This is a genomic window from Micromonospora sp. DT233 (assembly GCF_049841815.1).
Lineage (GTDB): Bacteria > Actinomycetota > Actinomycetes > Mycobacteriales > Micromonosporaceae > Micromonospora.
On record NZ_JBNCLB010000004.1, the window covers coordinates 461511 to 482550 of the forward strand.

Genomic DNA, 21040 nt, shown 5'->3' on the forward strand with positions numbered 1-21040 from the left:
CCGCGGGTCCGTCCCGCCGCTGCCGCCGATCGGCTGTTCTTGCAGGACGATCGCCGTGTTACGGCGAAGTTTGCAAGGCATTGCAGAATGTTTCGGCAAGGGCTAGCGTGCGGGCGAATCACGACCAGAGGAAGGCCGTCGATGAAACCCCCGCCGCTGCCCCGTAAGGCGTTGCTCGCCTTGGTCTCCACCCTCGCTCTGACCCTCGTCGGCACCCCGGTCGCTGCCCACCAGCCCGCCGGGCAGGTCGCCCGCCAGGCCGCCGAGCAAGCCGCCGGCACCGACCCCCTCGCCGCCGCCGGCGCGGTGCAGTGGCGCTCCGAGCCCTCCGTCGACGCCCTGCTCAGGGCGGGCTCCGACGACGCCCGCGCCGAGCAGTTCTACTTCGTCCTGCCCGACCGGTTCGCCAACGGCGACCCGCGCAACGACTCCGGCGGCCTCGCCGGGGACCGGCTGCGCACCGGCCTCGACCCCAAGGACAAGGGGTTCTACCACGGCGGCGACCTCAAGGGCCTGCTCGACAAGATCGACTACATCCAGGGGCTCGGCACCACGGCCATCTGGCTCGCCCCGATCTTCAAGAACCGGCCCGTGCAGGGCACCGGGGCGGACGTCTCCGCCGGGTACCACGGCTACTGGATCACCGACTTCACCCAGGTCGACCCGCACTTCGGCACCAACGAGGAGCTGAAGCGGCTGGTCCGGCTGGCGCACCAGCGGGGCATCAAGGTCTACCTCGACGTCATCGTCAACCACACCGCCGACGTCATCAAGTACGCCGAGGGCAAGTACGCGTACCTCGACAAGAAGACCGCCCCGTACACCGACGCGCGGGGGCGCAAGTTCGAGGACCGCAACTACGCCGACGGCAGCCGGGACTTCCCGGCGGTCAACGCGCAGTCCTTCCCGTACACCCCGGTCTTCGACAGCCCGGCCGACGCGAAGGCCAAGGTCCCGGCGTGGCTCAACGACGCCACCATGTACCACAACCGGGGTGACTCGACCTTCGCCGGCGAGAACAGCGAGTACGGCGACTTCTTCGGCCTCGACGACCTCTGGACCGAGCGCCCCGAGGTGGTCGAGGGGCTGACGAAGGTCTACGGCGACTGGATCGGCGACACCGGCGTCGACGGGTTCCGGCTGGACACCGTCAAGCACACCAACATGGAGTTCTGGCCCCAGTTCAGCCGGGGCATCGAGCGGGCCGCCGAGCGGGCCGGCAAGAAGGACTTCTTCATGTTCGGCGAGGTCTACAGCGCCGACCCGGAGATCACCTCCAGCTACGTGCGGCGCGGCGGCCTGCCGGCCACCCTCGACTTCGCCTTCCAGGAGGCCGCCCGCGGCTACACCGCCGCCGGCGGCTCCGCGAAGGCGCTGGCCGACGTGTACGCCCGCGACGACCTCTACGCCGCCCGCGACACCGGCGCGCACCGGTCGACCACCTTCCTCGGCAACCACGACATGGGCCGGATCGGCTCCTTCGTCGCCGCCGCCGGCGGGGACGACGCCGCGAAGCTGCGCCGCGACCAGCTCGCCCACCAGCTGATGTTCCTCACCCGGGGGCAGCCGGTGGTGTACTCCGGCGACGAGCAGGGCTTCACCGGCCCCGGCGGCGACAAGGACGCCCGCCAGGACATGTTCGCCTCGCAGGTGCCCGACTACCTCGACGACGACCTGATCGGCACCGAGCGCACCCACGCCGACGCCCAGTACGACACTGCGCACCCGCTGTACCGCACGATCGCGGAGCTGGGCGCACTGCGCCGCACCCACCCGGCGCTGCGCGACGGCGTGCAGGTCACCCGGTACGCGGCCGACGGCGCGGGCGTCTTCGCCTTCTCCCGCATCGACCCGAGGCAGCGCACCGAGTACGTCGTGGCCGTCAACAACGCCGACGCCGCGCGCAGCATCACCGTCGACACCTTCTCGCCCGGCACCGCCTTCGCCGGGATCTACGGCGGCGCGGCGACCGCGACGGCCGGGGCGGACGGCAAGCTGGCGGTGACCGTGCCGGCGATGTCCGCCGTGGTGTACCGGGCCGCGCGGGCGATCCCGCAGGCCGCCGCGTCGCCGACCATCGCCGTCACCGCCCCCGCCCCGGGGACCCCGGTGGCCACCCGCGCCGCCGTCACCGCCCAGGTCACCGGCGACCCGCTGGCCACCGTCGCCGTCGCCGCCCGGGTGGCCGGCGGCAAGTGGACCCTGCTGGGCAGCGCCCGCTCCGCCCCGTACACCGTGCACCACGACCTGACCGGGCTGCCCGGCGGGACGCGCATCGAGTACAAGGCCGTCGTCCGCGACGGCAAGGGGCGCACCGCGAGCACCCACTCGACCGCCACCGTGGGCACCCCGGCGCAGGGCGCGTCGCGGGACTGGGCGGTCGTGCACTACCAGCGCCCGGCCGGCGGGTACGCCGACTGGAACCTCTACGCCTGGGGCGACATCGACCCCGCGTACGTCACCGAGTGGCCCGCCGGGCAGCCGTTCGTCGGGGAGGACTCCTACGGCCGCTTCGCCTGGGTGAAACTGAAGCCGGGCGCGACCTCGGTCGGCTTCCTGATCGTGGACTCGGACGGGAACAAGGACGTGGCGAACGACCGCACCATCGACGTGACGCAGACCGGTGAGGTGTGGGTGAAGCAGGGCGACCCGGCCGCCTACCCGACCCGGGCCGCCGCCACCGGCGAGCCGGACCCGCCGGTCGACGAGAACACCGCGCTCATCCACTGGCGCAAGACCGACAACGACTACGACGGCTGGGGCCTGCACGTCTGGGACGGCGCGGCCAACCCGACCGACTGGTCGACGCCCCTGCGCCCGGAGCGCATCGACTCCTTCGGCGCGGTCTTCCGGGTGCCGCTGGCGGCCGGGGCGACCGGGCTGAACTACATCCTGCACAAGGGCGACACCAAGGACCTTCCCGACGACCAGCGCCTTGACTTCGCCTCCGCCGGCCGGGAGGTGTGGCTGCTGGCCGGCACCCCGGGTCGGCTGCTGCCAAGCACCTCGTCGCAGGCCAACGCAGACGTGGACCTCACGCAGGAGAAGGCGCAGTGGATCGACCGCGCCACCGTGGCCTGGTCCGCCGGGCCCACCGACGGCAGGACGTACGCCCTGGTGGCAGCCCCGGCCGGCGGGCTGCGCGTCGTCGACGGGGAGATCGTCGGGACGTACACCTCGCTGCCGCTGCGGGCGCAGCGCAACGGGCTCACCGAGGCCCAGCGCGCGAAGTTCCCGCACCTGTGGGCGTACCAGGCCTTCGCCCTGGACCGGGGTGACCTGGGGAAGGTGCCGGCGGCGCTGCGCGGGCAGCTCGTGGCCACCGAACGTGACGCGGCCGGCAAGCTGCTGGCCGCGACCGGGGTGCAGGTGCCGGGCGTGCTCGACGACGTCTACGCCGCCGCCACCTCAGCCCGCCTCGGCGCGACCTTCGCCGGCGGGACGCCCACCCTCGCGGTCTGGGCCCCCACGGCCCGGTCGGTGGCCCTCGAGCTCTTCGACGCGCCGACCGCCGCGCCCCGGGCGGTGCAGATGCGCCGCGACGACCGCACCGGCGTCTGGTCGGCACGCGGCGCGCGGAACTGGACCGGCAAGTACTACCGCTACCGGGTCACCGCCTGGCAGCCGGCGAAGCAGCAGGTCGTCACCGCCTCGGTGACCGACCCGTACTCGCACGCGCTCGCGGCGAACTCCACGCACAGCCAGATCGTCGACCTGGCCGACCCGGCGCTCGCCCCGGCCGGCTGGGCGAACCTGCGCAAGCCGGCCGCCCCGGCGGCGGCCAAGGCGCAGATCCAGGAGCTCTCGGTGCGGGACTTCTCCATCGCCGACGCCACCGTGCCGGCCGATCGGCGGGGCACCTACCTCGCCTTCACCGACCCGAACACGGCCGGCATGCGGCACCTGACGGCGCTCGGCGCCGCCGGGGTCGACTACCTGCACCTGCTGCCGGCGTTCGACTTCGCCACCATCCCCGAGCGCCGCGCCGACCAGCGCCAGCCGGCCTGCGACCTGGCGAAGCTGCCCCCGGACTCCGAGGAGCAGCAGCGCTGCGTCGCCGCCGTCGCCGACACCGACGGCTACAACTGGGGGTACGACCCGCTGCACTACACCGTCCCCGAGGGTGGCTACGCCGTCGACCCGGCCGGGGCGAAGCGGACCACCGAGTTCCGACAGATGGTCGCCGGGATCAACCGCGCCGGCCTGCGGGTGGTCATGGACGTGGTCTACAACCACACCGCGGCCGCCGGCACGGACGCGAAGTCGGTGCTCGACCAGGTGGTGCCCGGCTACTACCACCGGCTGCTCGACGACGGGGCCGTGGCCGACTCGACCTGCTGCGCCAACACCGCCCCCGAGCACGCCATGATGGGCAAGCTGGTGGTGGACTCCCTGGTCACCTGGGCCAAGCAGTACAAGGTGGACGGGTTCCGGTTCGACCTGATGGGCCACCACCCGAAGGCGAACATCCTGGCCGTGCGCGCCGCCCTGGACCGGCTCACCGTCGCCCGCGACGGCGTCGACGGCCGCAAGATCCTGCTGTACGGGGAGGGCTGGAACTTCGGCGAGGTCGCGAACGACGCCCGGTTCGTCCAGGCCACCCAGGCCAACATGGCCGGCACCGGCATCGGCACCTTCAACGACCGGCTCCGCGACGCGGTGCGCGGCGGCGGCCCGTTCGACGCCAACCCGAAGGTGCAGGGCTTCGGCTCCGGCCTCTTCACCGACCCCAACGGCGACCCGGTCAACGGCTCGGCGGCCGAGCAGAAGGCCCGGCTGCTGCACGCCCACGACCAGATCAAGGTCGGGCTGACCGGCAACCTGCGCGACTACCGGTTCACCGACTCCGCGGGCCGGCAGGTCACCGGCGCGCAGGTCGACTACAACGGCTCGCCGGCCGGCTACACCGCCGCGCCCGGGGAGGCGATCACCTACGTCGACGCGCACGACAACGAGATCCTGTACGACGCGCTGGCGTACAAGCTGCCGCAGGCGACCTCGGCGGCGGACCGGGCCCGGATGCAGGTGCTCTCCCTGAGCACGGCGGTGCTGGGCCAGGGGACGGGCTTCGTGACGGCCGGCTCGGAGCGGCTGCGCTCGAAGTCGCTGGACCGCAACTCGTTCAACTCCGGTGACTGGTTCAACCAGATCCGCTGGGACTGCGCCCAGGGCAACGGCTTCGGCGCCGGCCTGCCCCCGGCGGCGGACAACCAGGACAAGTGGCCGTACGCGAAGCCGCTGCTGGCCGACCCGAAGCTGGTGCCGGACTGCGCGGCGATCAACCTGGCCGACGCCCGGTACGCGGAGCTGCTGCGGGTGCGCGACTCCTCGCCGGTCTTCGGCCTGGCCACGGCCGACGAGGTGCAGCGACGGGTGAGCTTCCCGCTCTCCGGCCCGCAGGAGACCCCGGGCGTGCTCACCATGAGCCTCGACGCCCGAGGGCTCGACGGGAAGTGGAAGTCGGTGACCGTCGTGTTCAACGCCACCCCGCAGGCGGCGCAGCAGCAGGTCGGCGGCCTGCGCGGGGCGGACGTCGCCCTGCACCCGGTGCTGGCCGCTTCGGCCGATCCCGTGCTGCGCACCGCGTCGTTCGACGGGGGCACCGGCACGTTCACGGTCCCGGCGCGCAGCGTGGCGGTCTTCGTCCAGCGCTAGCTGCGCTGTTGCCGGCCGCTGGCGGGGCCCTCGTCCCGCTGGTGGGCCGGCGGCTTAGTTCCGCGCTGGTCCGGCCGGTGGCTTAGTTCCGCATGGTCGGGCCGGCGGCTTAAGTTCCGCGGCGGTCGAGACGGCAGCGATCGGCCCCCCTCCCCAGGTGCGGGAGGGGGGCCGATCGTTCGTGTGCGCCGTGCTCAGCCGAAGCAGTTGGTGACGGTGCCGGTGCAGTTGTTGGGTCGGTTGGCGACGATGACGGTGGTGGGGTCGATGGTGGTGATGGCGGTGTTGGTGTTGATGCCGCCTCCGCCGTTGGTGATGGTGGCGGTGTTGGTGACGATCTTGGTGTTGGTGAGGGTGACGGTGCCGCCGAGGTTGCGGATGCCGCCGCCGAGGGTGGCTTTGTTCTTGCTGATGTCGGTGTTGCGGATGGTGAGGGTGGCGGTGCCGCCGATGTTCGGGGTGAGGTCGGTGTTGAGGATGCCGCCGCCGCCGATGCCGTTGGTGACGTTGTCGGTGATTTTGCTGTTTTCGATGGTGGTGCTGCTGGTGAGGAGGAGGCCGGCGGTGTTGGAGATGCCGCCTCCGCCGCCGATGGAGGCGTTGCGGCTGATGGTGCTGTGGCGGATGGTGAGTTGGGTGTTGAGGACGGCGATGCCGCCGCCGGTGAGGCCGGTGGTGTTCTCGTTGACCTCGGCGTTGGCGATGTCGAGGATCCCGCCCGCGCTGGAGATCCCACCACCCGCGCCGATCGAGCGGTTGCCCACCACGGCGCTCTTGTGCAGCACCACGGTGCCGGCCAGGTTGTTCAGCGCGCCGCCCGCGCCACCGGCGTTGTTGGCCTTCAACTCGGACTCGTTGATTCTGAGTAGGCCGGTGTTGTTGATGGCGCCGCCGGCGAGGACGGCGCTGTTGTTGGTGAGGGTGGTGTGGTCGAGGGTGGTGGTGCCGTTGTTTTCGATGGCGCCGCCGGCGGCGAGGGCGTCGTTGTTGACGAGTTTCGTTTTTTCGATGGTGGCGGTGGCGCCGGTGCGGACGATGACGGCGCCGCCGGTGAGTCCGTTGCCGCCGGTGAGGGTGAGGTCGGCCAGGCGGAGGTGTCCGCCGGAGGTGACGTCGAAGAAGCGGAATTGGGTGGCGTTGGCGGCGCGGACGAGGGTGGCGCCTTCGCCCTTGATGGTGATGTTCTGGGTGATGGGTGGCAGGCCGCTGCCGCCGGGGCCGTTGTTGGTGGTCAGGGAGTAGGTGCAGTTCTTGGCCAGGCGCAGGGTGCCGCCGTTGTCGGCGTTGGCGCGGGTGATCGCGGCGATCAGCCGGTCGGGGTCGCAGAGCACGTCCTGCACCCGCCCGTAACCGTCCTCACCCTTGCCGTCCTCGCCCTTGCCCTCTTCGCCCTTGCCCTCTTCGCCCTTGCCCTCTTCGCCCTTGCCGTCCTGGCCCTTGCCCTCCTGGCCCTTGCCGTCCCGGCCTTCGCCGTCCCGGCCTTCGCCGTTCGGGCCCTTGCCCTCCTCGCGCCCCCCGGGCGCGCCGCGCCCGTCCGGCCCGTGCCCGCCGTCCCGCTTGACGAACTGCTCCGCCGCGGACCACTTCAGGTCCGCCAGCCTGTCGATGCCGACCGCGTTGGCGTTGGTGGCGACGCCGATCCCGGCGAGGCTGACCACGCCGGTCAGCCCGGCCAGGCCGGAGGCGAGCCACACCTTCCGGCCGCGCGTCCTGGGTGCCGTACCGCTGACGGCGTCGTTGCTCTTCCGAAGGTAGTTGGACATCGGAGCTCTCTGCCCTCTCTTCGTATCAGACAAGGCCGCACCGCACAGCGAGGCGTCCTTTGCTACAAATCGGTTGTAGCCGTTAAAGACCACCGTATGAGAATGTTCCTCGCCCTGCGGGCTTATCCGAACGAAGCCCACATTCGGTACAAGTTTCCGCAGCGGGGCACGCACGGCCCTGTTCCGCCCGAGGGCCCCAACCGGCTCGGATACGGCACACCGGGCGCGGGGCGGCCGGTACGGCGTCAGGTGGGCGTGCGCGCGCGGCGCACCGCCAGCGGTTGGGCAGGTCGGCCCCCTCGGCCGGGGCGTCCGGCCACCCGGCGATTCGGGTGGGCGGCCTGCCGGGAGGCCGGATCCCTCACCGCACGCTTTGGAGCTGAGTCGTTTACGACATCGCCCACGGCGATTCGTCTACGACATCAGCTCCAAAGGGCCCACGAGAGACATCACCCCAGGAGCGGGCGGCGGCACTGCGCGGAGGGTCCACCCCGGGCAGGCTCGTCGGGTCGTCCGGCCGCCTCCCGGCCGGACGGGCTGTCTCCCGTACGCGCCCGGCCACCCCTCGCCCAGCTCCCGGTGATCAGGGCGCCATGGACGTCAAACGGGCGTCGTAGGGTCACCGGCGGGCGAGGAAGACGCCGAGCCCGAGACGCACGCAGGCGCCGGGGCGACCTCGCCCAGCGCATCGTCGATCATGGACTTGTGGTGCCCCGCAAAGGCCCCGTAGAGGGCGAATCCGGCACCAGAACTTCATGATCGACGCGGTCGGGGGATGGGGGAGAGGCGACGGGCCCCTGTCGCGGCGTACGCGGCAGGGGCCCGGTCGCTATGTGTGTCAGCCGAGCGCCGTGCTCAGCCGAAGCAGTTGGTGACGGTGCCGGTGCAGTTGTTGGGTCGGTTGGCGACGATGACGGTGGTGGGGTCGATGGTGGTGATGGCGGTGTTGGTGTTGATGCCGCCTCCGCCGTTGGTGATGGTGGCGGTGTTGGTGACGATCTTGGTGTTGGTGAGGGTGACGGTGCCGCCGAGGTTGCGGATGCCGCCGCCGAGGGTGGCTTTGTTCTTGCTGATGTCGGTGTTGCGGATGGTGAGGGTGGCGGTGCCGCCGATGTTCGGGGTGAGGTCGGTGTTGAGGATGCCGCCGCCGCCGACGCCGTTGGTGACGTTGTCGGTGATTTTGCTGTTTTCGATGGTGGTGCTGCTGGCGAGGAGGAGGCCGGCGGTGTTGGAGATGCCGCCTCCGCCGCCGATGGAGGCGTTGCGGCTGATGGTGCTGTGGCGGATGGTGAGTTGGGTGTTGAGGACGGCGATGCCGCCGCCGGTGAGGCCGGTGGTGTTCTCGTTGACCTCGGCGTTGGCGATGTCGAGGATCCCGCCCGCGCTGGCGATCCCACCACCCGCGCCGACCGACCGGCCGTCGGTGACGTCGCTGCCCCGGACGACGACCGTCCCGGCCAGGTTGTTGATGCCGCCACCGGCGGCACCGGCGTTGTTCAGGTGCAGGCGCGACTCGTTGATCTTGAGTAGGCCGGTGTTGTTGATGGCGCCGCCGGCGAGGACGGCGCTGTTGTTGGTGAGGGTGGTGTGGTCGAGGGTGGTGGTGCCGTTGTTTTCGATGGCGCCGCCGGCGGCGAGGGCGTCGTTGTTGACGAGTTTCGTTTTTTCGATGGTGGCGGTGGCGCCGGTGCGGACGATGACGGCGCCGCCGGTGAGTCCGTTGCCGCCGGTGAGGGTGAGGTCGGCCAGGCGGAGGTGTCCGCCGGAGGTGACGTCGAAGAAGCGGAATTGGGTGGCGTTGGCGGCGCGGACGAGGGTGGCGCCTTCGCCCTTGATGGTGATGTTCTGGGTGATGGGTGGCAGGCCGCTGCCGCCGGGGCCGTTGTTGGTGGTCAGGGAGTAGGTGCAGTTCTTGGCCAGGCGCAGGGTGCCGCCGTTGTCGGCGTTGGCGCGGGTGATCGCCGCGATGAGCCGATCCGGGTCGCAGAGCACGTCCTGCACCCGCCCGTAACCGTCCTCACCCTTCCCGTCCTCACCCTTGCCCTCTTCACCCTTGCCGGGGCCTTCGCCGTTCGGGCCGCCGCCGGATCGCTCGTCCGGGCCGGATCGCTCGTCCGGGCCGGGCCAGCCGGTCCAGGCCGGGTCGTCCTTGCCCTGGGGGCCCTGACCACTTCCGTCGGACTGCTCACCCTTGGCCCGCCCGCCGTCGCTGGCGTTGGGCCCGTCGCCGGCGTTCGGCCCGTTCTCGGCGTTCCGCCCGACGGCGGCGCGTTGATCGGAGAGCCGTCGCGTCTCGTCGGAGTTGTCGTCGCGGGCGGCTAGGCCGCCGAGGGTTGCCAGGCCGACTGCGCCGGCCACGCCGACCACGCCGGTGGCGACCCAGAACGCCCGTCGTCTGCTGGCCGGCGGGGTGGCGTGCACCCCGCCGTGAGAATTCGTGCTGTCGTGGGACATCGGCGCCTTCCGCCCTTTCCGGGTATCAGCCGGTGCCACACCACTCGCGGGGGAGCATCCGGCCACAAAACGGCTGTCGTCTCTGAACCCCACCGTATGAGAACGTTCCTCGCGAGGAGGACGAATACGAGTAAAGCCCGCTTTAGGCGTGAATCGGGCGGAGGCGGCCTGCGGGCGGCAACTTGGACAGGCGACGACCCGAACCCGGGGGCGAGAGACGGGAGCGGAGGAGGGCGGTAAACGGCGGCGGCCCCGCCGCCGGCGCGTCGACGTCGAGGACGTCGCGTACCGGCGGCGGGGCCGCCGTTGGTCGGTTCTGCTCAGCCGGGCAGGCGGGGGCCCGCCTCGCGCTGCTGCGCCAGCCAGGTCTCCACCTCGTCGGCGGTGCGCGGCAGCCCGGCCGACAGGTTGACCGCGCCGGTCTTGGTGACCAGCACGTCGTCCTCGATGCGGATGCCGATGCCGCGCAGCTCGGCGGGGACCAGGTCGTCCTCCGGCTGGAAGTACAGCCCCGGCTCCACGGTGAGCACGTAACCCTCGCCCAGGGTGCCCTCGCGGTAGTTCTCCTTGCGGGCGTTGGCGCAGTCGTGCACGTCCAGGCCCAGCATGTGACCGAAGCCGTGCAGCGTCCACCGGCGGTAGACCGTCGACTTCTCGTCCATCGCCTCGTCCACGCTCACCGGCAGCAGGCCCAGGTCGTGCAGGCCCTCGGCGAGCACCCGCATGCAGGTCAGGTGCACGTCCTTGAACTTCACCCCCGGCCTGACCGCCTCGATGCCGGCCTGCTGGGAGGCGTACACGATGTCGTAGACCTGGCGTTGCAGCGGGGTGAACCGGCCGTCGACCGGCAGCACCCGGGTCACGTCGGCGGTGTAGAGGTTGCGGTTCTCCACGCCCATGTCCATCAGCAGCAGCTCACCCGGCCGGGTGACGCCGTGGTTGTGCACCCAGTGCAGGACCGTGCCGTGCTCGCCGGCCCCGACGATCGAGCCGTACCCGACGTCGTTGCCGTCGTGCCGGGCGCGCAGCGCGAAGATCCCCTCCAGCAGCCGCTCGGAGACCGCCCGGTCGGCGGGGAGCGCCCGGGCCACGTCCTCGAAGCCCCGCACGGTGGCGTCGATCGCGTCCTGGAGCTGGGCGATCTCCCACTCGTCCTTGACCAGCTTCAGCTCCGAGATGCTGATCGCCAGCTCCCGGTCGCGGGCCGGCTGGCCGTCGGCGCGCGGCCCGTCGTACGGGCGCACGGCCGCGTCGACCCGGGCGTCGAAGCCCCGCAACACCCGGGTACGCCCCGGCGCCAGGTCGGCCAGCGCCGCGTCCAGCTCGCTCAGGTCGGCGGTCGGCAGGCCCAGCTCGGTCGACTTCTCGGCCAGGGTGTGCCGCCGCCCCACCCAGAGCTCCCCGTGGCGGCTGCGGAAGAACTCGTCGTTGTCGCGCGAGGAGCGGGGCCGCATGTACAGGGTGGCGTCGTGGCCCGAGCCGTTCGGGCGCAGCACGAGCACGCCGTCCGGGTCGTGGTCGCCGGTCAGGTACGCGAAGTCGCTGCCCGGCCGGAAGCGGTACTCGGTGTCGTTGGCGCGGGTTTTGTCGCCGCCGGTGGGAATGACCAGCGTCTCGCCCGGGAAGGCCGAGGAGAGCGCGGCCCGGCGCTTGGCGTGGTTGGGTGCCTCCTCGCGGGGCCCGACCGGCAGGGTCGTGTCCCGCCAGCCCTGGCGCATGAAGGCCAGGAACGCCTCCGGGAAGTCCGGATCGTGTGACTCGGTGCCGTCCGTCGGCTGCTCGCCCGTCCGCTTCTCGCCCATGTTCGACACCTCCGCCTCGTCGCTGGTCCCGACGGTACCGCGCAAACGGCGCGGCGGAGAGCCTGCGGTGCCTGCGACGGGCCCGCCGGGGGCGTGGAAAGATGGCCAACATGTGCGGACTCCTGGCCTTCTTCAGCGCGAACGGCAACGCCGCCGCCCACCGCGACAACATCGCGGGGGCGTTGGAATGCCTGCACCACCGTGGACCGGACGAGACGGGCGTCGAGGTGGTCGGCGACGCGACCGGCCACTACGCCGACGGGGTCTTCGCGCACAAGCGTCTGGCGATCATCGACGTGGCGTCCAGCCACGAGCCGCTGCCCTACGCGGGCGGCCGCTACCTGTTGACCTTCAACGGTGAGATCTACAACTACATCGAGCTCCGCGAGGAACTGGCGCGGACCCACGGGGCGCAGTTCGCCACCGCCGGCGACGGCGAGGTGATCGTCGCCGGTTACCACTTCTGGGGCGAGCGGGTGCTCACCCGGCTGCGCGGCATGTTCGCGTTCGTCATCTGGGACCGGCAGGAGCGCCGGGCGTTCGGCGCCCGCGACAACTTCGGCATCAAGCCGCTGCACTACCTGGAGACCGCCGACGGGCTCTACCTCGCCTCCGAGAAGAAGGCGCTGCTGCCCTTCGCCCAGTCCGCGTACGCGGGGGACGCCGGGATCGACCCGGCAAGCCTGAGCCACTACCTGACCCTGCAGTACGTCCCGGAGCCCGGCACCCTGCACCGGGGGATCAGCCGGATCGGCTCGGGGGAGTACCTGACCTGGTCCCCGGGTGGGCGCATCGACGTGCGGCGGTGGTACCGGCCGGTGTTCCGCCCGGCCCCGGTCGCCGACGAGCAGCGCCTCTACCACCAGATCCGGGAGACGCTGCGGGAGAGCGTGCGGGTGCACATGCGCTCGGACGTGCCGGTCGGCTCGTTCCTCTCCAGCGGCATCGACTCCACCGCCGTGGTGGCCCTGGCCCGGGAGTTCAACCCGAACATCCTGACCTTCACCGTCGGCTACGACGTCCCCGGGTACTCGGAGATCGACGTCGCCCAGGACTCGGCCCGGCACCTGAACGTGACGACGATCCCGACCAAGATCGGGCCGCAGGACATGATCGACGCGCTGCCGAAGATCGTCTGGCACCTCGACGACCCGGTGGCCGATCCGGCGCTGGTGCCGCTCTACTTCGTGGCGAAGAAGGCCGCCGAGCACGTCACGGTGGTCCTCTCCGGCGAGGGCGCCGACGAGTTCTTCGGCGGTTACACGATCTACCGGGAGCCGCTCTCCCTCGGCTCGGTCAACGGCCTGCCCGACGGGGTGCAGAAGGGGCTGCGCGCGGTCTCCAAGGTCTTCCCGCAGGGGGTGAAGGGCAAGAGCTTCCTGGAGCGCGGCACCACCCCCATCGAGGAGCGCTACTACGGCAACGCCCGGATGTTCACCGAGGAGGAGAAGCGGCACCTGATGCGCCGCTACGACCCCTCGGTGCGCTACACCGACGTCACCGCCCCCATCTACGCCGAGTGCACCGAGCTCGACGACGTCACCAAGATGCAGTACGTCGACCTCTACACCTGGCTGCGCGGCGACATCCTGGTCAAGGCCGACCGGATCTCGATGTCGCACTCGCTGGAGGTCCGGGTGCCGTTCCTGGACCGGGAGGTCTTCGACGTGGCGGCCACCATCCCGGTGGACCTGAAGCTCCCGCCGCGCTCCGACGCCACCAAGTACGCCATGCGCCAGGCCCTGCAGGGCGTGGTGCCCCCGGCCATCGTCAACCGCAAGAAGCTCGGCTTCCCCACCCCGACCCGGGTGTGGCTGCGCGGCGAGATGTACGAGTGGGCCCGCTGGGTGCTCTCCACCTCCGGCGCGGGCGAGCTGATCGACCTGTCGTACGCGATGCGGCTGCTGGAGGAGCATAAGCGGGAGGAGGCCGACCACTCCCGCAAGGTGTGGACGGTGCTGATCTTCTGCATCTGGCACGCGATCTTCGTGGCCAAGACCCTCGACCCGGGCATTCAGCGCAACCAGTCGGCGCTGCTGACCAAGCCCGTGGTCGGCTCCATGGTCCGCTGAGCACGTAGGGACACGCGAAGACACGTGAAAGAGGGGCCCCGGAGAGCAGGGGCCCCTCTTTGCGTAACTCACCCGACGGGCGGGCGGCGCGGCGTCAGGCGCGCGTGCAGCTCACCGTCGGCAGCCCGGTCGTGCCGCTGCTGGCGGTGAAGCCGAACGTCGTCGTCCCTTCCGGGGCTATCGTGCCGTTCCACGCGGCGTTGGTCACCGTCGTGGTCGACCCCGAGGTGGTGAAGCTGCCGCTCCACAGGCTGTTGATCGTCGTCGCCCCCGGCCAGACCAGGTTCGACTTCCAGCCGCTGAACGCCGTACTGCCGTGGTTCATGATCGTGACCTCGGCCTGGAACCCGCCGGACCAGGTGTTCACGACCTTGTAGACGGCCATGCAGTCGCCACCGGGCGCGGGCGTGGTCGGGACCGGCGTGGTCGGGACCGGGGTGGTCGGGACCGGCGTGGTCGGGGTCGGGTCGGGGTTGCCGCCGTTGCCGACGCCGGTGACCTCGCCGTTGCCCCCGTCGAACGTCACGTCGCTGCAGCCGAAGAAGTTCTCCTGGCTGTCCGAGCGGACCCAGCGGGAGTAGATGATGTGCCGGCCGCTCTTGTTCGTCGGCAGGTTCCCGCTGAAGTAGTAGTGCCCCTCGTCGGTGCCGACCGCGCCGTTCTGCGGCGGGTTGGTCACCGTGAGGAAGGGCTCCTCCAGGTCGCCCCAGGCCAGCGCCCGGGTCGGGCTCCAACTGTCCTTCGTCACATAGAAGTAGAAGGTGCCCGGGTGGTGGGCCCAGTTGCTGTACTTGAAGTTCAGCCGCGCCCCGGCCGTCAGGTGGGTCAGCGGCCAGTCGGTGCGGGCCAGGTCGAAGCCGCCGAAGCCGGTGTTGCCGCCGCTGCACAGCTTGCCGTCGGGGATGAACCCGGTGGTGCGGCCGCCGGCGTCGGAGCGCAGCACGCTGAACCAGTTGTAGAGCGAGTTCGCCCCGCTCTGGGCGACCGCCGCCGTGCAGGCCGGGTTGATCGGCTTGATCTCCCCGGTGGTGCTCTTGCCGTCCTTCCAGCACAGGTAGGTCCGGCTGCCGGGGGTCATCGCGGCACCGTGGGCGGCGGCCGAATCGGGGCTGGTCACCACGGCGAGGGCGCCCGCGGCGAGGGTGGCGGCCGCGATGAGCAGTGCGGCCGTACGGGAACGGGTCACGGGAATCTCCTGACTGGCGGGACGAGGCGCATGGGACGTCCCGCTGCGAACGAGCGGATGTGACGATCACGGTGTCGCGCCCGAGCCCGGCGGGGCGGACGGAGTCGCGCTTCACCGGCGGTCCGCCTCGGCGGACCGGCGTGCCCTCGCGCTGGCTCTCTCCCGTTGCCGGCGAGCGCGGCAGCCCCCCGCGTCCTCCGGCAGCGCCATCTCACCACGCCGACCCCACCCCGCGCAATAGTCGTCGGTCGATGGATCACCGGCCGTCCGGGAGCGGTGCCGGCCCGGCCGGGCGGATAGGACAGGATCTGGGGTACGGCAGCTCACGGACGAAGGGGACCCACGATGGGATACGCGGTGGTGCTCGGTGAGGCCCTGGTCGACCTCTCCGACGCCGAGTGCGACGGCCGGCCCGTGTTCCGCCAGGCGATCGGGGGCGGGCCGCTCAACGTGGCGGTCGGGGTGGCCCGGCTCGGCGGGCGGGCGCAGTTCGTCGGCTCCCTCGGCGACGACGCGCTCGCCGACCGGATCCGGGTCTTCCTGGGCGACGCCGGGGTCGGCCTCGACGGCGCGGTCACCGTCCCCGCGGCCACCGCGCTCGCCGTGGCCACCCACTCCGGGGCGGAGCCGGACTTCCGCTTCTACGGCGAACCGCCCTCCTACGGCCTGCTCACCGCCGACGACCTGGACGTCGACCTGGTCACCGGCGCCGACGTGCTCTACTGCGGGTCGATCATGCTGCTCCGCCCGACCGCGCTGGCCGCCGCGCGCCGGGCCTGGTCGGCGGCGGGCGGGCTGCGGGTCTTCGACCCCAACGTCCGGCCCCGGCTGCTCGACTCCCCGGCCGCGCTGGCCGACCTGCGCGAGACGGTGGCGCACTTCGCCGCCTCCGCCCACCTGGTCAAGCTGAGCAGCGCCGACGCCGAGCTGCTCTACCCCGGCGAGCCGGTCGAGGCGGTCGCGGCGCACCTGCGCGAGGTGGGCGCGGCGACCGTGGTGGTCACCCTCGGCCCGGCCGGCGCGTTGGTCGCCACCGCCGCCGCCGACCTGGTACGGGTGCCCGCGCCGCAGGTCCGCGCGGTGGACGCCACCGGCGCCGGCGACTCGGTGATGGCGGCGCTCATCGCGGAACTCCTCCTCGACGGCGCACCCGCCGACCCGGCCGGCTGGCGCCGACGGTTGGCGTTCGCCCTGCGGGTGGCCGCCCTGGTCTGCGAGTCACCGGGCGGCGCGGTCGCCATGCCCACCCGCGCCGAGGTGCTGCACCGCTTCCCGCACTTCCCGCACTTCCCGCACTGAACCGCCGGTCGAGCCGCCGCCGACCCGCCGCCGATCCGCCGGCCCGCCGCCGACCCGCCGGCCCGGGTCAGGTGCGGTCCCGGCGTTGGTCAGGCACTGGTCAGGCACTGGTCAGGTGCGGGTCGGACGGGCGAGGGTGAGCACGGCGGCCAGGGAGAGGGCGGCGGCCCCGGCGACGACGACCGCCATCGGCACCGCGCTGCCCTCCCCGCCCAACCCGACCAGCGGGGCGGCCAGCGCGCCGATGACCGACTGGAGCGCGCCCATCAGCGCGGCGGCCGTGCCGGCGTGGCTGGCCTGCCGGTCCAGCGCCAGCGCGGTGCTGTTGGGCGTGGTCATGCCGATGGTGCCGACGAAGACGAACAACGCCACGGCGACCGCCCACACGCTGCCGGCCAGCGCGCCGGTCAGGACGCCCACGGCGGCCACCAGGCCGACCACGCCGACGCCGATCAGCAGGGTGCCCGGGTGGAACCGGTCGAGCAGGCGGGCGTTGGCCTGGCCGGCGGCGACCAGGGCGAGCGCGTTGAGACCGAAGATCAGGCTGAACGCCCCGGCGGAGACGCCGAACACGTCCTGGAAGACGAACGACGAACCGGAGATGTACGCGAAGAGGGCGGCGAAGGCGAAGCCCTGCGCCAGCACGTACCCCATGAAGACCCGGTCGGCGCAGAGCGACGCCATGGTCCGGACGGTGCCGCCCAGGCCGCCGGTGCTGCGCCGCTCGGCGGGCAGCGTCTCGGGCAACCGCCAGGCCACCGCGGCGGTGAGTAGCAGCCCGATCACCGTGAGGGTGACGAAGACCGCCCGCCAGGACCCGAACTGCAGGACCAGGCTGCCGACGCCGGGCGCGGCCACCGGGGCCACCCCGAAGACCAGGGAGAGCCGGGAGAAGTACTTCGCGGCGGCCCGGCCGGCGTAGAGGTCCCGCACGATCGCCCGGGCCACCACCACGCCGGTCCCGCCGGCGAAGCCCTGCACGAAGCGGGCCGCCGCGAGCAGGCCGGCGTTCGGGGCGAACGCGCAGACCAGCGACAACAGCGCGTACGCGGCGAGCCCGATCAGCACCGGGCGGCGGCGGCCCCACCGGTCGCTGAGGGGGCCGGTGACGAACTGGCCGGCTGCCAGGCCGATCAGGCAGGCGGTCAGCGAGAGCTGGACCTGGGCCTGGCTCGCGCCCAGGTCGTCGGTCATGGCGGGAAACGCCGGCAGGTACATGTCCAGCGAGAGGGGGCCCATCGCGGTGAGCGCCCCGAGCAGCACCAGCAGCCCGATCCCGGTGCCCTGGCCGTCGCCGGTCGCCGTGCCGCCCGCCGGCCCGGCCCCCGCACCGGTCTTGGCGCCCGCGCCGGCCCGCACGCCCCCGCCGGCCCTCGCGCCGGCACCGGGCCCGCCGGTCGGTGTCGACGCGTCGGTCGGCGGAACAACACGGCTCACGAGGGCCCTCCAGGAAGTCGATTTCCGGATAACCTTAGCTCTGTCCGCAGAGCTATCCGTGGTGAGGTGAGGGACTCCCGTGTCGGCCGACGAGACCCCGGCGCGCCTCGGCATCGTCGTGGGTGAGCTGCACCGGCTGCTGCGCCGGTCGATTGCCCTGCGGCAGAACCGCACGTTGTTGGCCGAGGCGCAGGTGGAGCTGCTGCTGGTGGTCCGCGCCCACCCCGACGTCAGCGTCAAGGAGGTGGCCCGGCGGCTGCGTACCGCGCCGAACACGGTGAGCACCCTGGTCGGGGACCTGGTCGACGCCGGGCTGCTGGACCGCGAGCGCGCCCCGGACGACCGCCGCCAGGTCCGGCTGCGGCTCACCGACGCCGCCCGGCGCCGGATGGCCGACTACGAACGCGAGCGCGGCGAACTGCTCGCCGCCGCCCTCGCCGCCCTGGACCCGCCGGCCCGCGCCACGATCCTGGCAGCCCTACCCCACCTGACCCACCTGACCACCCTCATCGACCCCCCACCCCACCCCTGACCCCCACCCCCACCCCACCCCCCGTCGATCTTGGAGTTGTGGTGGGTGACAAGCCCGGTGAACCGTCAGCTTCCGGGCACCACAAGTCCATGATCGACGCGCGCGGGGAGGGGCGGGGGTGGGGGTGGGGGTGGGGTGGGGTGGGGGCTGGGCCGTTCATCAATGCGTTCTTATGCTGGGCCGACCGGGTTGGCCTGGCATGCACCCGCGTCCTCTTGGTCGGCCCTGACCAGCGCCCCGCTGACGAACGTGTGGTCCGGCTGCTCGGAGGTTGGGTCGCAGCCGCCGGGTCAGGGCGGGTGGTTCGAGTCGGCGAGCCGCGACGGCGCGTCAACCAACACCGTGAACGCTCGTGGTCACGGCACCAGCTCGGCGTAGGCGCGGTGGGTGGCCAGCAGGGTGGGGTGGGGGGCGAAGGGTGACCCGCTGACCACCTGCTCCGGCGGGAGGCCGTCGGCGTGGGCGGCGCGGATCAGCTGGGCCAGCTCGGCGAGCTGGGCGTGTTGGGCTTGCACGAAGTCGCGGTCGACCAGGTCGCCGTGCCCCGGCACGACGACCGTCCCGGCGGTGGCCAGCCGGAGCAGGTCGGCGACCGCGGCCGGCCACCGCAACGGGTACGAGTCCTCGAACGCCGGCGGGGCGCCCTGCTCGACCAGGTCGCCGGCGACCAGCACGTCCGCGTCCGGCACGTGCACCACCAGGTCGGCGTCGGTGTGCCCGGGGCCGGGGTGGCGCAGCAGCACCGGCCGCCCGCCGACGTCCAGCGTCGTCTGGGCGCGCACCACGTGCGTCGGGGCGAGCAGCCGGGTGCCGGCCAGCTCGGCGGCGAGCCCCGGCCGCTCGTCGTGCATCTCCTGGTACGCGGCCCGACGCAGCTCGTCGGGGCGCTCACGCAGCGCCACGGCGGCGGCCTCGTGGGCGTACACCGGGCGGGCCGGGTCGGCGGCGAGGGTGGCGTTGCCGAAGCAGTGGTCGAAGTGGTGGTGGGTGTTCACCACGGTCCACGGGTGCGGGGTGACCGCGCGGGCGGCGGCGGCCAGCTCGGCGGCCTGCCCGGCGGTGGAGAGGGTGTCGACCACCAGCGCCGCGCCGTCGCCGACGACCAGCGTGACGTTGACGTCGAGCAGCGGCTCCCGCAGGACGTACACCCGGTCGGCGACCTCGACGAAGCGCAACGTCAAGATCCGGCCCCGGCGCGATCGTCGACGCGGTGGGAAGCCGGGCCGGCCGGGAGCCCCACGCCGGCCCCGGTGCCGGTCCGGGCCTCGGTGCCGGTCCGGGCCCCGCCGGGGCGGGGGACGCCGCCGGCCCGCTCGACGAAGCGTTGCCGGTCGACCAGCACTCGCTCCACCCACCCCCGGGCGACGGTCGCCGCGCCGGCTGTGACGTTCACCTCGAATCGCAGCCGCCGCCCGTCGACGTCGGCGAGCCGGGCGTGCGCCACCACCGTGCCGCCGACCGGGGTGGCGGCCAGGTGGTCCAGCTCGACCCGGAGCCCGACCGTGGTCCGGCCGGGGGGCAGGTCGCCGGCGGTCGCCGCGACCGTGGCCGCCTCGGCCAGGGCGATCACCCGTGGCGTGCCCAGCACCGGCACGTCGCCGGAACCGAGGGCCTGCGCGGTGTCGGCGTCGGTCACGGTCAGCTCGACCCGCGCCGACCGCCCCGGAGCGAGGGATGGTGCCGATTGCTCCTGCATGCGCTCAGCCTAGGTGGTCGGCGTCGGCCCGTCGCGGTGCCGCCGTTAACCTGGATGGCGATGGCCGTCGTGACTGAGCCCCAACCCCCCGCCCCTGCCGGTCCACCCCCCGCGCCCGACCTGGGGCGTCGTCGGGTGGTGGCCATGTCCGTCTGGGCCGTCGCCTTCGTGGCCGCCTGGCTCGGCATCGGCCTGCCCACCGACCCGGCGTACGCGTTCGTCTGGATCTGGGCGGCCACCATCGCCTGGAACTCGCACCGCCCGTGGCGCAGCCACCTGAGCTTCGCCCGGGACTGGGTGCCGGTGGTGCTGCTGCTCGTGGCGTACAACCTCTCCCGGGGCTTCGCCGACAACGGGGCCACCCCGCACGCGATGGAGCTGATCGTCGCCGACCGGTTCCTGGTCGGCTGGGCCACCGGCGGCCAGATCCCGACCATCTGGTTGCAGGAGCACTTCTACCGGCCCCAGGTGCACTGGTGGGACGTGGTCGCGAGCTGGGTCTACTTCTCGCACTTCGTGGCGGCGCTGGGTGCCGCCGCCGTGCTCTGGCTGCGTAACCGGGCCCGGTGGGCGGCGTACATGCGGCGCTTCGGGTTCCTCTGCGCCGCCGGGCTCGCCACGTACTTCATCTACCCGGCCGCCCCGCCCTGGTGGGCGGCGCAGAACGGGCTGCTGACCGAGGTGGCCCGGATCTCCACCCGGGGGTGGAAGGCGTTCGGCATGCACGGCGCGGGCAACGTGCTCAACGCGGGGCAGATCGCCTCCAACCCGGTGGCGGCGATGCCGTCGCTGCACAGCGCGTGGGCGCTCTTCGTGGTGCTGTTCTTCCTGCGGGCCACCCGCCGCCGCTGGTGGCCGCTGCTGCTGGCGTACCCGGTGGCGATGACCCTCACCCTGGTCTACTCCGGGGAGCACTACATCATCGACGTGCTGGTCGGCTGGGCGTACGTGGGAATGACCTTCCTCGTGGTCGGCCTGGCCGAGCGCTGGTGGGCCGCCCACCGGTCGCGCCGCGCGCCGGCCGGCGCGGAGTCGGCCGATCCGGCCGGGGCGGCACCGCAGGCCCCCGCCGGGCCGGGGCCGGCAGACCCGGCCGGGCCACCCGCCGCCGATCCCTCGGCGGTCCCGGCCGCCCGCTGAGGAC

11 protein-coding genes and 1 pseudogene are annotated in these 21040 nt (G+C 72.6%); 5 read left to right on the top strand and 7 right to left on the bottom strand.

The genetic code is table 11. The annotated features are described in order from the left end of the window. Positions 1-141: 141 nt before the first annotated feature. Positions 142-5655 (top strand): pullulanase-type alpha-1,6-glucosidase, encoded by a 5514-nt coding sequence (gene pulA, locus ACLQ2V_RS13215; RefSeq protein ID WP_425718720.1) that lies wholly within the window; start codon positions 142-144, stop codon positions 5653-5655. Between the two features lie 194 nt (positions 5656-5849). Here pulA and ACLQ2V_RS13220 read toward each other — a convergent pair whose 3' ends face one another. The 3 genes from ACLQ2V_RS13220 to ACLQ2V_RS13230 form a co-directional block, all read right to left on the bottom strand. Then, positions 5850-7418: a right-handed parallel beta-helix repeat-containing protein gene (locus tag ACLQ2V_RS13220; protein WP_425718721.1), complete on the bottom strand. Its 1569-nt coding sequence runs from the start codon at positions 7416-7418 to the stop codon at positions 5850-5852. An 855-nt stretch (positions 7419-8273) separates the two neighbouring features. Continuing rightward, complete coding sequence (locus tag ACLQ2V_RS13225; RefSeq protein ID WP_425718722.1) at positions 8274-9872, bottom strand: right-handed parallel beta-helix repeat-containing protein; 1599 nt, start codon at positions 9870-9872, stop codon at positions 8274-8276. A gap of 320 nt (positions 9873-10192) precedes the next feature. Next, the gene (locus tag ACLQ2V_RS13230; RefSeq protein ID WP_425718723.1) at positions 10193-11674 is read right to left on the bottom strand and encodes an aminopeptidase P family protein; all 1482 of its coding nucleotides are present in this window, start codon (positions 11672-11674) and stop codon (positions 10193-10195) included. Between the two features lie 110 nt (positions 11675-11784). Between ACLQ2V_RS13230 and asnB the strand changes: the two genes are divergently transcribed. Beyond that, a complete protein-coding gene (asnB, locus tag ACLQ2V_RS13235) occupies positions 11785-13746 on the top strand; it encodes an asparagine synthase (glutamine-hydrolyzing) (RefSeq protein ID WP_425718724.1) in 1962 nt (653 codons plus the stop codon). A 94-nt stretch (positions 13747-13840) separates the two neighbouring features. Here asnB and ACLQ2V_RS13240 read toward each other — a convergent pair whose 3' ends face one another. Next, positions 13841-14932 carry a lytic polysaccharide monooxygenase gene (locus tag ACLQ2V_RS13240; protein WP_425718725.1) on the bottom strand — a complete coding sequence of 364 codons (1092 nt, stop codon included), beginning with the start codon at positions 14930-14932 and terminating at the stop codon, positions 13841-13843. A 345-nt stretch (positions 14933-15277) separates the two neighbouring features. On the opposite strand from ACLQ2V_RS13240, the gene ACLQ2V_RS13245 reads away from it, so the two are divergent. After that, complete coding sequence (locus ACLQ2V_RS13245) at positions 15278-16231, top strand: carbohydrate kinase family protein (RefSeq protein WP_425718726.1); 954 nt, start codon at positions 15278-15280, stop codon at positions 16229-16231. Between the two features lie 111 nt (positions 16232-16342). On the opposite strand, the gene ACLQ2V_RS13250 is transcribed toward ACLQ2V_RS13245, so the two are convergent. Then, on the bottom strand, positions 16343-17590 hold the full coding sequence (locus tag ACLQ2V_RS13250; protein WP_425718839.1) for a multidrug effflux MFS transporter: 1248 nt from the start codon (positions 17588-17590) through the stop codon (positions 16343-16345). A 157-nt stretch (positions 17591-17747) separates the two neighbouring features. Here ACLQ2V_RS13250 and ACLQ2V_RS13255 point away from each other — a divergent pair, with 157 nt between their 5' ends. After that, entirely contained in the window at positions 17748-18200 is a 453-nt protein-coding gene (locus ACLQ2V_RS13255; protein ID WP_425718727.1) for a MarR family winged helix-turn-helix transcriptional regulator, read from the top strand. A 356-nt stretch (positions 18201-18556) separates the two neighbouring features. Here the strand turns inward: ACLQ2V_RS13255 and ACLQ2V_RS13260 are convergent, their stop codons facing one another. Both ACLQ2V_RS13260 and ACLQ2V_RS13265 read right to left on the bottom strand, forming a co-directional pair. After that, complete coding sequence (locus ACLQ2V_RS13260) at positions 18557-19381, bottom strand: MBL fold metallo-hydrolase (RefSeq protein WP_425718728.1); 825 nt, start codon at positions 19379-19381, stop codon at positions 18557-18559. Between the two features lie 125 nt (positions 19382-19506). Beyond that, a pseudogene (locus tag ACLQ2V_RS13265) lies at positions 19507-19896 on the bottom strand (thioesterase family protein); the annotation flags it as partial. Positions 19897-19956: 60 nt separating this feature from the next. Here ACLQ2V_RS13265 and ACLQ2V_RS13270 point away from each other — a divergent pair. Continuing rightward, positions 19957-21036: a phosphatase PAP2 family protein gene (locus ACLQ2V_RS13270; RefSeq protein ID WP_425718729.1), complete on the top strand. Its 1080-nt coding sequence runs from the start codon at positions 19957-19959 to the stop codon at positions 21034-21036. The last annotated feature ends 4 nt before the right edge of the window (positions 21037-21040 follow it).